Origin of the sequence: Neobacillus drentensis (assembly GCF_036966985.1) — a bacterium.
Taxonomy (GTDB): Bacteria; Bacillota; Bacilli; order Bacillales; family Cytobacillaceae; genus Neobacillus; species Neobacillus drentensis_E.
This window is the reverse complement of the sequence record NZ_JBALSN010000397.1, coordinates 1-12,416: the sequence shown is the minus strand read 5'-3', so window position 1 is coordinate 12,416 and position 12,416 is coordinate 1. Positions and strand designations below refer to the sequence as shown.

12 protein-coding genes are annotated in these 12,416 nt (G+C 39.6%); 1 reads left to right on the top strand and 11 read right to left on the bottom strand.

Annotated elements, in window-relative coordinates; translation table 11 throughout:
* Positions 1–1,502: glucose PTS transporter subunit IIA (locus V7659_RS23280; RefSeq protein WP_335542544.1), on the bottom strand; the 1,502-nt coding region annotated here is incomplete at its 3' end.
* Between the two features lie 418 nt (positions 1,503–1,920).
* Here V7659_RS23280 and V7659_RS23275 point away from each other — a divergent pair.
* Positions 1,921–2,550, top strand: a complete 630-nt coding sequence (locus tag V7659_RS23275) for a class I SAM-dependent methyltransferase (protein ID WP_335542543.1) — start codon at positions 1,921–1,923, stop codon at positions 2,548–2,550.
* Positions 2,551–2,734: 184 nt separating this feature from the next.
* Here V7659_RS23275 and V7659_RS23270 read toward each other — a convergent pair whose 3' ends face one another.
* The 10 genes from V7659_RS23270 to hutH all read right to left on the bottom strand — a co-directional run bounded on the left by V7659_RS23270 (position 2,735) and on the right by hutH (position 12,122).
* Complete coding sequence (locus tag V7659_RS23270) at positions 2,735–3,682, bottom strand: ABC transporter permease (protein WP_335542542.1); 948 nt, start codon at positions 3,680–3,682, stop codon at positions 2,735–2,737.
* Positions 3,603–4,379, bottom strand: coding sequence for an ABC transporter ATP-binding protein (locus V7659_RS23265; protein WP_335542541.1), 777 nt, complete (start codon positions 4,377–4,379; stop codon positions 3,603–3,605). The genes V7659_RS23270 and V7659_RS23265 overlap by 80 nt, the downstream gene beginning before the upstream one ends.
* Before the next feature lie 19 nt (positions 4,380–4,398).
* A complete protein-coding gene (locus V7659_RS23260; protein ID WP_335542540.1) occupies positions 4,399–5,454 on the bottom strand; it encodes an ABC transporter substrate-binding protein in 1,056 nt (351 codons plus the stop codon).
* A gap of 13 nt (positions 5,455–5,467) precedes the next feature.
* On the bottom strand, positions 5,468–6,505 hold the full coding sequence (locus tag V7659_RS23255) for an NGG1p interacting factor NIF3 (RefSeq protein ID WP_335542539.1): 1,038 nt from the start codon (positions 6,503–6,505) through the stop codon (positions 5,468–5,470).
* A gap of 143 nt (positions 6,506–6,648) precedes the next feature.
* A complete protein-coding gene (locus V7659_RS23250; RefSeq protein WP_335542538.1) occupies positions 6,649–7,002 on the bottom strand; it encodes a Na-translocating system protein MpsC family protein in 354 nt (117 codons plus the stop codon).
* A 207-nt stretch (positions 7,003–7,209) separates the two neighbouring features.
* Positions 7,210–7,494: a hypothetical protein gene (locus tag V7659_RS23245; RefSeq protein WP_335542537.1), complete on the bottom strand. Its 285-nt coding sequence runs from the start codon at positions 7,492–7,494 to the stop codon at positions 7,210–7,212.
* A 20-nt stretch (positions 7,495–7,514) separates the two neighbouring features.
* The gene (locus tag V7659_RS23240) at positions 7,515–7,778 is read right to left on the bottom strand and encodes a hypothetical protein (protein WP_335542536.1); all 264 of its coding nucleotides are present in this window, start codon (positions 7,776–7,778) and stop codon (positions 7,515–7,517) included.
* Between the two features lie 342 nt (positions 7,779–8,120).
* Complete coding sequence (locus V7659_RS23235) at positions 8,121–8,729, bottom strand: hypothetical protein (protein ID WP_335542535.1); 609 nt, start codon at positions 8,727–8,729, stop codon at positions 8,121–8,123.
* Between the two features lie 319 nt (positions 8,730–9,048).
* Entirely contained in the window at positions 9,049–10,530 is a 1,482-nt protein-coding gene (locus tag V7659_RS23230; RefSeq protein ID WP_335542534.1) for an amino acid permease, read from the bottom strand.
* Between the two features lie 74 nt (positions 10,531–10,604).
* Positions 10,605–12,122 carry a histidine ammonia-lyase gene (gene hutH, locus V7659_RS23225; RefSeq protein ID WP_335542533.1) on the bottom strand — a complete coding sequence of 506 codons (1,518 nt, stop codon included), beginning with the start codon at positions 12,120–12,122 and terminating at the stop codon, positions 10,605–10,607.
* Between the last annotated feature and the right edge of the window lie 294 nt (positions 12,123–12,416).

Genomic DNA, 12,416 nt, shown 5'->3' with positions numbered 1-12,416 from the left:
GTTTTTACGTCATAGCCTGCTGCTTTTATGTTTTCAATGTCAAATTCAATCAGCAAGTCACCTCTTTTCACGGTATCCCATTGTTTTACATGGGAGGTGAAATATTGACCTTTCAGATTAATCGTATCCACTCCCACAATAATTAAGATTTCCGCTCCGTCTTCTGATGTAATTCCAATCGCATGCTCCGTTGGAAATAAAGTTGTCACAACTCCATCAACAGGTGAAACCACTTCCCCCTTTGATGGTTCAATGGCAATTCCTTTTCCTACCGTTTCAGTTGAAAAAAGAGGATCTGAAATTTTGCTTAAGGGTACAATTTCCCCGCTTAATGGGCTTGAAATCGTTTCTCGTTGTACATTCACAAATCCAAATTCTTTAACCGTTTTTGCAGCAACTGCATCGCTTTTACTTTCATATCCTAATACAAATGTAAGAACCAGCGCTAAAACTAAAGCCGTTCCTGTACCAATTAAATATAAACTTACCGGTGTAAACACCGGAATAGACAAGAAACTTGGGAGAGCAAATCCGGTCCCTTTTACACCAAATGCACCATTTATTGCTCCGCCAATAGCCCCTGCTATTGCAACAATTACCATCGTTCGTTTGTAGCGAACTAATATACCGTAAGTGATGATTTCTGTTGTACCTGCTAAGGCACCCGGAATAAGTCCTGATCCAGCGAGCGTTTTCAGGTCCTTATCTCTCGTTTTGAAGAAAACCCCAAGCCCCATCCCGATTTGAGCAAAAGGTGCTGCAGCTACCATAGGACTAAGTGGATCTAAGCCAGACTTTGCAAGATTAGCAAGGAATATTGGAATAACTGCCCAGTGGAGTCCTAATATCGTCAGAAATGACCATGCCGCACCCATCACCGCACCTGTTAGAATGCCGCTTCTTGCACTTAAAAATTGGATAAAGACTGCCAATGCCTCACCAACATAGGTACCAAAAGGACCAAAAATAAGGACGGTCAAGGGAACAATCACAATTAAAGAAATAAGCGGATTAATAAACATTTGTAAGTCCTTATAAATCACTTTTTTCAAAAATTTATTTAATAAAGAATAAATGGAAACAGCAATTAAGATTGGAAAAACGGTGGAGGAATAATTGGCCAATATTACTGGAATCCCAAAAAAATCCACGTTTTGGGCTTTTGATGCCACTAAATCTGTATAATGAGGTTCTAAAAGTGCGGCACCGATCGCCCCACCGACATACCCATTGGCCCCGAGCTTTGTTGCTAATGTAATCCCTAGAAAAACGGGGAAGAAGTAAAAAATGGCATGCCCAGTTGCAGCAAGAATGGCATAGGCACCACTCTCATGTGATAACCATCCAACTGTTATTAAAATTGATAATAAAGCTGAAATTAGTCCTGATCCAGCAAGCACCCCTAAAATAGGTGCAAAGCTTCCGCTGACTGTTCCTAAAATTTTATTCATGACCGTATCTTTTTTTTCTGTAGAAGCATTATTTGCCTGAATCGGATTCATTTTAGTTCTCCTTGTTTGAAAGTTTACATTGATATTCTTATCCATAATTATCGAGCACATATTTTTCCTTATTCTCCTCAAAATGCCCGTCCCTATACGGAAAGAGAATCCTCTTTAGTAAAAAACAAACAAAAAAATCCCCAATCCATAATTGGATTGAGTTGAATAGCATATAGTTTGAGAAAACCAATCTCATAGAATGAGTCAGGTAATTTATCAGAGAATCTTTTTGCATAGCTTTTGATGAATCATACTACCGAGAATGTAAAGAAATATAGATAAGAATTGCATTGTGTTTCCATCGCTATTATAATCTTTCAACAGGAAAGATTATTTTTGTATCGCCTAATAAGGTAGACAAATCAATAAATGACCAACTGACTGGGGCTATTTAGCTATTTGAAAAGGAGATAGTGGTATGACAGAATTTTGGGAATCAAGTTTTATAGAAAATCAAATGATGTGGGGATTTGAACCTTCAGACTCTGCAATTTTGACAAAGGACTTTTTCCTTGAAAAGAAAGTTAAGGATATATTGATTCCTGGTATTGGATATGGTAGAAATGCAAAGGTTTTTATTGACAGTGGTATAAATGTAACAGGTATTGAGATTTCAAAAACAGCGATTGAATTGGCAAGGCAAAATGACCTTAATATTAGTATTTTTCATGGTTCAGTAACTGATATGCCTTTTGATAACAAACTTTATGATGGTATATTTTGTTATGCCCTTATTCACTTATTGAATGATCGTGAGAGAGAGAAGTTAATTAAAGATTGCTATAATCAGTTAAAGCCAAACGGTTATATGATTTTTACTACTATTTCAAAAGAAGCCCCAATGTTTGGAAAGGGCAAACAACTGGGTAAAGACTATTTCGAGATAATGGATGGGGTAAAAATGTTTTTTTATGATTCTGACTCGATCAAACAAGACTTTGGAAAATATGGACTAATAGAACTTTCGGAAATTGTTGAGCCACATAAGAATATGGAAACTAAACCTCCATTTAAATTTTTAATGGTAAAATGTCAAAAACAACTATAATAATTACATAAAAATCCCCAAAATGATAATATAGCTACAAAACATTTTTAAGTAAATTTATGCATATTAAAAAGCACTTACTCTGTAAAGTAATTTTCCTACTTTCCCTAGTAAGTGCTTTATTTAATCCAATTCTAAAATCCTTTATAAAGAGACGGACGGACCATTCGTCCGCCCCCATGTTTTAATCAAAATGGTAGATTTTCTGCAATTTCTTGCCGGCCATATTTACTAACCAGTACATCAGGACGGAAAGAATAGCCAAAATGGTAATACTGGTCATCACTAGATTCATTTGGAACACTTGGCCTCCGTAAGTAATGAGGAAGCCTAACCCTGCTTTGGAAGAGAGGAATTCACCCATAATCACTCCGACAAGTGTAAGCCCTACATTCACTTTCATCGTCGCCACAAAATTGGGGATGCTGGCTGGAAGAACGACCATCTTCAGCATTTGCCAGCGTGTAGCGCCAAATGATTCCATCAGCTTCATTTTGCCTTTCGAGATCTCCTGGAAGCCGGAGTGGACCATGATGACGGTGACGATGATTGAGATAGCAATCGCCATTCCATAGATTGATAGCTGGTCTCCGAGCCAGATGTAGAAGATAGGCCCAAGCGCCACTTTCGGCAAAGCATTCAGCACGACAATATAGGGCTCGACCACTTCGGAAAGAAACCGGGAACTCCAAAGCAGGATGGCGATGAGCGTACCTATCACCATGGATATGATGAAACCTAAGAGGGTTTCCTTCGAGGTAATCCACGTGTGATGCAGGATCTCGCCTTTGATTAACAATTCTTTAAAAGAAGCAAAAATTTGGGAAGGCTTACTTGTTAACATGGTGTCAATCCAACTCATGTTTGCTGCAAATTCCCAAACTCCTAAAAACACGATGAGCACTAGCCATTGTGCCATGCGGATTGATAGGCTTCGATTCCGCTGCTTACGTAAATAGGATGAATATTGAACGCTGGGCGATTTTTCGTTTGGTACCCGCTGAATGAAAGGTTCCGCTGCGACATCGCTTGAAGCTGGCAATATTTTAGGGTTAGGTACGGACATTTTCTTCCAACTCCCTCCAAATGGTATTAAAGTAAGTATGGTATTCTGGGGTCTCCCTCGTATCAAAAGGAGAAGGCCTTCCGTTTTCATTGGAAAATTCAATACGATAGTCGGACTGAATGGTACTCGGTCTTCGGGACATCACGATGACTCGATCAGCCATCGAGATGGCCTCGGAGATATCATGGGTGACTAAGATGGCCGTTATCCCTTGCTCGCGCAGGATGGAAGAAATTTCATCCGATAAATTCAAACGGGTTTGATAGTCTAACGCAGAAAATGGTTCGTCTAACAACAAGATTTCCGGCATCACAACCAAAGTTCGTATTAAGGCAACTCGTTGCCGCATTCCCCCGGAAAGCTGTTTCGGACTGTGATGGACAAATTCCCCCAAGCCATAGCGGTGCAACAGATCCAGGGCACGTTCCTTCGCTTCTTGTCGATCCATTCCGCGGATTTCAGCCCCAACTAGGACATTGTTCAAAATATCTCTCCATTCAAATAAATGATCATGCTGCAGCATGTACCCTATTCGTTTGGAAGGCTCCTTCACTTTTTCACCGAAAAGCCTGACCTCTCCATCCGTCGGCATAATCATCCCCGAAATGAGGGAAAGCAGGGTGCTTTTCCCACACCCGCTAGGACCGACAATGCTGATGAACTCTCCCTCCTTGATAGAAAGATTGATATGTTGGAGAGCCTTTGTCTCCTCTTTTGGCGTAAAGTAATGCAGGGATACATCACGTAATTCGATCTGGGTCATCACTATTAGCTCCTTCCACTTAATTTCCTTCTTGTACCGCTTTCTCTGCAAAGGTTGTCTCAACTATATCTTCATGCTTGACCTTTTGATCTGCCGGCAGTACCCCGCTATCAACCAGTGTGTCCTGGAGCATATCCAATTGTGCCTGATCCAAAACAGGGTTCTTAGCCCATGAATTTTGCTTAACATATCGTTCAACTGATTTTTGGATTAACTCTTTAGATGTTCCTTGAAAATGAGGCGCTAGAACGTCAGCTGCTTCCTCTGCCGAATGTTCATTTAGCCATAGGGTAGCCTTGTAGACCGCATTCGACCACTTTTGTAAAATTTCAGGATTCTTCTTAATAAATTCATTTGTTGCCACATATGATGTCTCCGGATAGGACCCGAACGCTTCCCCCATGGATGCAACTAGTTTAGCCTTGCCGGATTGCTCCAGCATAGAAGCGAGGGGTTCGAACACTTGGATGTATTCTCCTTTACCGCTTTCGAAGGCACCGACCATAGCAGGGGAGGCAATATTGGTGATTAGTTTGGTCTTATCAACTTGATTCTTCTTAAGTACTTGAGACATCACCATCTGCGGCGAACTTCCCGGCCTCCAGCTCACCACTGCTTGGCCATTCAGGTCGCTCCACTGAAAGTTGCTCTTGGGGTTTCGTGCCAATAAGAAGGAGCCATCTGTTGCTGTAAGCTGATAAAATACTTTTAAGGACTGTTTCCCGTGCTGATTAAAAATAAAGACAGCCGACTCAGGTCCAACCAGTGAAATGTCTGCCGTTCCGGACAATAATGCTGCTGCTCCTTTGTCTGACCCTTGGGCAGTCATCATATCGACTTCTATGCCTTCTTCTCGGAAAAATCCTTTCTCCATCGCTATATAATGAGGGGCGTAAAAGATCGAACGGATGACTTCCGAAAAACGAACCTCAACCATCTTTTCCCCCTTATTCTTTGATACAGTTCCTTCTTTTGTAGTCGTAGATTGTGCCGAATTCCCACAGCCAGTTAACGCCAACGATAGTGCTGTCAAACAGGCCATCATGACTGCTGTCATTCTTTTCTTTTTGTACATACTGTAATTCCCCCTAAATTTTAATTGAGTTCTTAGAAACCAAATAATTTAACGCCATATCTTTTCCATAATTCTGAATCTCCTGATGTCCTGCGTATGCAAGCGGCATCGCGGTAACCCGTTCTCTTAGGACATAAATCTCGATTTCAGGCAGCAAATATTCCAGCGCATAAGCTAAGGGAAGGCCATTTTCTAAAATTTCCACAGAGTGGGGGTTTCCGATAATAAAGGTCAGCCCCAGGCGTTTCGCTTCCATGACCAACGGATGATTCTCTCGCACTCGGCTGATGCTTGCGATAATCGTGTCAGTTTCCGGATACAGGTCAAGAGCTTGGTGTAGATGTTCGACGGTAAACCCGCTATGCGGGAAAAAGTGGAGAATATGCTTAACTGGAGTGTCCTGTTTTCCATTCAGAATCTCCGCTGGATTGGCCAATGTCGCCTCTTCCAGAAAATTGGTGGAACGGATTTCTTGTTCGGATTTTAATAAAGTGGATTCGATCTGGCGTCCTATGTATCTATCGAGACGCTTCAGAATATCTCCTGCTGTTTGGATTTCTTCCAAGGCAATTCCTTTGTGCAAGACATTCCCATGAATTCCTCCAAAGCTAGTATCTGTTATGAGTTTCTGATGTCCATGCAAATAGGCTAATCCGGGATGCAGCCCATGAAAGGCTTCATGCAGTTCAATCAAGGATAGATTGTAAAGGGGTAAGTACTGGGCGAATGGAACTCCGCCTGAATTGGCCGCATCCGCAACCGGATGATGGACCACCAGGAGGTCCAGCCCCATCCCGGAAGCTAATTCAACTCCGCATTCCGTCATGGTCATGGCCACTCCAATTTTTTTTACAGGAGCATTCATATCGCCATACACAAGTCCTGGGATTTCCATCACGCTTTTTCCAGGGATATTGGACGTCTTCATCAATACAAATGGATTGCTGCCTTTGGCAATTTCATTCCAATCCATTACCATCCGCCCTTTGGTAATGACATTCAAGGCTTGCATGACATCATGGATGGTGAATTCACTCTGCATATTTATCATTATCTTCCCTCCTATAACACTAATAAAAAATAAAAACCGCTTACCATAAAAACACACCAAAGCAGCTAAGCTTTAGTAAGTTTCATGATAAGCGGTTTGAAAGCCTCTCCAAAGTGGACCTTAAACCTGCTAATCGTTCTGTTTTAATCGATCGGTTCCTTAAAGATAATGACCGTCAACGACTGCTCTGTACGTGGATCATAGTCCTTAAAGATAACCTGAATCGGAAGACTTAGAGTTTCTTCGATCTTGGAAGCTAGTATTTCTTTGTAAGCATCGATGATTGAAGAATCGACTACTCTTGTCAATAATCGCTGTGTTTCATCCAATACTTTTAAAGCGGGGATCCGTTTATGTAGGGCATAAATAAATACCTTGTCCCCCATCAATTCAATCCGTTGTGATTTGATCCCGATTCCAAACAGCTCTTGATTCACCGTGTTGTAGATTTTAATAATTTCAAGTTTCAATTGGTTAGCGGAGAGCTGCAGCTTCATCCTTTCACCTCTATTTATGTTTACTATTCATCATAGAAAGGTTGTACATATTCATAATATACATTGGATAAAAACTATTGTCAATATTCTTAATATTAAAATATTTACAAACACTTCATTGGGGTCAGTCCTCCTGTGAAGTAAAGCTTTAACGAACCTTCCATTATGTGACCGTTGGCTTTTTTAGATATTCTTCTTTCTCGGCCTTTAAAAGGCATGTCCCTTTGAATATTTCCCTCTCAAATACATAATACTCTCATCAATAAACGGTTCTTTGGTTCCTTCTATCAAGATATCTATAAATGGTTTTGTTTTCCTAATTAAGCTAAATAACTTATCGTAATTTAACAAACCCTGTCCTACTGGAACTTGTTTTAGTGAGCTCCCCTTAACAATAAAGTCCTTGGCATGGAATATAACCATTCTGTCTCCCAATAATTCAAATGCCTCTTCAAAAATTTCTTCCTGATTCATATAATTATCAAACGTCAAAAGATTGTACGGATCAAAAATTATTTGGAGATTATGAGAGTCAATTGTATCATCTTCCCATTCATATAGACATTAAAATCCACAATATCACGATAGTTCTCTGGCTTATCCCACACAAGGGTTATGCTATCTTCGTCAAAAGCCAGATTTGGAATCTGTAAGTTTACTGGCGATGCAGGTGCATTTGGAGCCGATTGTTTTTCAGCAAGAGCTGTTGCACCGAGTTGACTGAATACTAGGAATGCTACAAAAATGATAGAGATACTGATTTTGAGACTCTTCAACTATGTTTCCACCTTTCATATGTTTTTTTAAAGCTTCCTCCCTCCTGATAGTCCATTATAAATGAAAACGCTTTCTCGGATAATCAAATATTTTTAGACTTTTACATAAAATCTTTATGAATTTTTTTATTTTAAACTTTCAACGGGACGGGGTATTCGAACCCACCAGACCTTGGCACGCAGGTCTCAAGCAGTTTTAGAAAAGCTAGAAATTTCATGCCCTTCCACCCCCTCTTTTTGGGTTTGTCTGTATCCTATAGTCTATCTGCAGGTAAAGGTAAACTCATCACCTATACAACAAAAAAGGTAGCACTACAATGGCTACCTTTCTATTACTAGTTCCTAAAATGGACTTGGGGGTAAAAGTGGACCTCGCGGTACAAGACGGACTGGACTGGTGGGAGTGAACTGATGATGCAACACTGTATTTCCTTCTTGTGGCACACTATCACTACTCAAACCAAAACTACTGAATAACAAATTTGTAGGAATAGGTGGGAAGATACGAATTTCATAGCAAGGGTTTGGTGGATGTAATGGTTGTGGAGGAACTGCTAAAATTGTTAATCTGCTTTGTGCTGGTATTCTGAAGAATAATGGTGTAGTGATAGGTGGAAACGCATCAGGAATATCCTGAATTACTACACCTGCATCAGTATTAGCGTCTGTACTAGTTTCTTCAGAACTTTCATCGCTGCTTTTATCACCACTTTCATCTTCAAAGTCACCAGTAGGAATATCAGCAGGATTTAGTTGTACCCCACAAAGGAATACAAACTTCCCTTGTTGACTAGGCGGACAGGTTGTCCAGTTTTTCACTTCAACAATCACATCTCTTGAATCGTTAGGGTCTACATTCAAAATTTCAACAGATATTAACTCTGTATTCGGATTAGGCACTATTGGTCCTGAACTTAGTACTAAATTTTGATTATGTTTCTTTGGATGCAATAAAAATCACCTCTTTTCTATTCGTACTGAAATATCATATTTAACACCCCTTAAATGGGAAACGGCTTATTCCCTGATTTCATAGTTATAAGCTACTTCTGGATAATCAGTACAAAAAGAAAACAGCTGAAAGGCAGCTGTCATTTTTAAATAAAGGATTTAATTTTTCGTTCAACATATGTACCGCTCCAAATCGAATTCAATATCTCGATCTTCTTATGCTATCCAGTAAAGGATTTGTAAAACAAGATCGACTTTAAATAGCAAAAACACCTTGAAGTCTCAAGGTGTTACTGCTAAAGATGAATAATATTTACACTTAATCTCTGCTGAAATCGGCCTTTTTTAATGGCACGATTTTTGTTTTGTTAATAGTTTTATAGCCTAAATAACCAATTAAGAATAGAGGTAGTCCAATATAAGAAACCAATATACCATACCAGTCAACCTTTGAGCCAATAAATGCCCCGTAATTTGTTCCAAGCATTGCGATTAAACATAATACTGTCGCCAAAATTGGACCTACTGGGAACCACTTTGCTTTATAGGGCAGGTCTTTGAAATCTCTTCCTTGTGCAACATAAGCCTTACGGAATCGATAATGTGTAACCGAAATACTTAACCAAGAGATATAACCAGCTAAGCCAGCAGCGTTTAATAGCCAAGAATAAACAGTTCCATCACCAAAAAGGGAGGTAAGGAAGCATAGCATCCCAACAAAGGTTGATATGTATAATGCGTTTATCGGAACACCACCTTTATTTACTTTTTTCAAGAATGACGGAGCTTTTCCTTCTTCCGCTAATACCCAAAGGACGCGCGAAGCGGCGTATAAAGTGGAATTTCCTGCTGACAGAACTGAAGTAAGGATTACTGCATTCATGGCAGCAGCCGCAAAGGCAAGACCTGCATTTTCAAATACTAAAGTAAACGGACTCACTGCAATATTCTCTAAATCTGCGCTTAATAATTGGGGGTCAGTATAGCTGATTAAACATCCAATAATAAAAATCGCCAAAACATAAAACAATAAAATTCTCCAGAAAATCTGTTTTACTGCCTTAGGTAAATTTTTTGAAGGATTTTCACTTTCACCGGCTGTAATCCCGACGAGCTCCGTGCCTTGAAAGGCAAATCCCACCACCATAAACACACTAAATATGGATAACAAGCCGCCTTTAAATGGGGCTTCTCCTTTTGTGAAGTTTTCAAATCCGCCACTATGGCCTTTCATTATTCCAAAGATCATTAATAACCCAACAACAATAAATAATAAAATGGTTGCAACTTTTATCAATGAAAACCAAAATTCTGATTCACCATAACCCTTAACGGATAAAAAGTTAAGACCAAAAATTAGTACAAGGAAACTTGCGCTCCAAATAATACCTGGGACATCAGGAAACCAATATTTCATAATCAATGACGATGCTGATAATTCCAAAGCAAAAATAATCGCATTATTGTACCAATAGTTCCAGCCAACTGCAAAACCCAATGCAGGGTCGACAAACCTTGAGGTATAGGTACTAAAAGAACCTGAAATCGGAATAAAAGCCGCCATTTCTCCTAAGCTTCCCATGATAAAATATACCATTATTCCTGCAATGATATAGGCAGTTAAAGCTCCACCTGGACCAGCATCATGAATCGTGGTTCCACTGGCTAAAAATAACCCTGTACCAATTGTTCCCCCGATAGCAATCATGGTAAGATGCCGTGTTTTAAGCTTTCTTTCTAAATGTTCGCCATACTCCTGTTCATGTACTGTTTCTTGGGCTTTAAGTGCCGTATTTTGCATATAACACCTCTTTTTTTAATATTAAAGTTGGTTAGTAGGTCTATTTCTTCTCTATTATGTTTAGCTGGTAAAATTTACTTTACACTGTCTACTTGCTCAAGTAATTTTGATAGATTCATTGTTTTCAGACCTTCAGTAGATTTTTCAATATCTTTTGAGAAAATACGGTCTCTTTTAATGGAAGGTACAAGTTCTCTACCTTTCTCATAAAGCCGTTTTGTTTGGCTTGCCATTTTTTCAACTCCACGGTATTCAACCGCCTGCATCGCACAAATGAGCTCAATTGCGAGGACTCTTCTTGTATTCTGAATAATTTGATGAGCATGCCTTGATCCGATTGTTCCCATGCTTACATGATCCTCTTGATTCGCCGAAGAAGGAATCGAATCTACACTTGCTGGATGTGCCAGCGTTTTGTTTTCTGATACAAGCGATGCGGCAACATATTGCATGATCATAGCACCAGATTGTAGTCCTGGTTCAGGGCTTAAAAATGGCGGTAAATCATTTAACTGCGGATTAATTAATCGTTCAATTCGTCTTTCAGATATATTTGCCATTTCCGCCACAGCAATTTTCATAAAATCCATTGCAAAAGCAATTGGCTGGCCATGGAAGTTACCACCGGAGATGACTTTTTCACCGTCATCAAAAATTAGTGGATTATCTGTTGCTGCATTCATCTCAATTTCTAATTTTTCTTTTACATAATCAAGTGCTTGCCACGTGGCACCATGAACTTGCGGGATACAGCGGAGGGAATAAGCATCCTGCACTCTCAATTCCCCCTGTGTCGTCGTCAATAAGCTATCGCTTAAGTAACCTCGAATTCGTGCTGCGGTATCAATTTGCTGTTGATAGCCCCTTGCGATATGAACTTCTTCAGCAAAGGCATCAATAATCCCTTGTAATCCTTCAATGGTCATAGAGGAAATTAACTCACTTTGGTATGCGAGTTGTTCTGCCTCAAGATAACCGACAACTCCCATTGCAGTCATGGCTTGGGTTCCATTGATCAGAGCAAGGCCTTCTTTTGCCTCAAGTACTACAGGGAAAATTCCTTCTTGCTGTAAGGCTTCAAGTGAATCCATTCGATTTCCTTTATAAAATACTTCTCCTTCACCGATTAGCACTAACGCCAAATGTGAAAGCGGTGCCAAATCTCCGCTTGCTCCAAGGGAACCTTGCTGAGGAATCACAGGGATAATATCCTTGTTTACTAAATCTAATAACCTTTCAATAACAAGCGGCCTAATACCTGAATAGCCCTTTAAAAGAGCGTTAGCGCGAAGAAGTACCATTGCTTTTGCGACAACCTCTGGGAATGGCTCACCTACGCCGCACGCATGTGAACGAATTAAATTAAGCTGAAGATCTTGAACATGATCTTTATCAATAAGAACGTCACTAAATTTTCCAAACCCTGTTGTAATCCCATAGACTACTTTTGATTCTGAAACAATTCTTTCTACGGCTTCCCGACTCTTTCTAGCAGCCTCCATACTCATTTCTGAAGCGCTTACCTTCTGATTACCGAATAAAATTTCCTTCATTTGTTTCAATGTTAAATTTTGACCTGTTAATGTTATCATTAATCCCACTCCNNAAAGAGGCTGGATTCCGATTCCTATTAGAATTGGAGTCCAGCCTCTTTTTTTCCGATTATTGAATTTTTAGAAATTTTTATACGCTGCCTCATGCGTTATCCTTCCCTTCTTCATAGTCTATTATTCTATTACCATCATAATTATATGTTATATAAATCTTAATAGTCAACAGAAAAATACCATATTTTACCACGATAATACTTTAGCACAATAGTTAATGAAAGGAACTAACCATAAAATTAAATGTCGACTTTCATAGAAAGCAGCCAAAAATGGGGT

Coding starts and splice junctions, on each gene's coding strand:
- V7659_RS23275 (WP_335542543.1), top strand. CDS start 1,921: ATGACAGAATTTTGGGAATCAAGTTTTATAGAAAATCAAATGATGTGG.
- V7659_RS23265 (WP_335542541.1), bottom strand. CDS start 4,379: ATGACCCAGATCGAATTACGTGATGTATCCCTGCATTACTTTACGCCA.
- V7659_RS23255 (WP_335542539.1), bottom strand. CDS start 6,505: ATGATAAATATGCAGAGTGAATTCACCATCCATGATGTCATGCAAGCC.
- hutH (WP_335542533.1), bottom strand. CDS start 12,122: ATGATAACATTAACAGGTCAAAATTTAACATTGAAACAAATGAAGGAA.
- V7659_RS23230 (WP_335542534.1), bottom strand. CDS start 10,530: ATGCAAAATACGGCACTTAAAGCCCAAGAAACAGTACATGAACAGGAG.
- V7659_RS23250 (WP_335542538.1), bottom strand. CDS start 7,002: ATGAAGCTGCAGCTCTCCGCTAACCAATTGAAACTTGAAATTATTAAA.
- V7659_RS23260 (WP_335542540.1), bottom strand. CDS start 5,454: ATGTACAAAAAGAAAAGAATGACAGCAGTCATGATGGCCTGTTTGACA.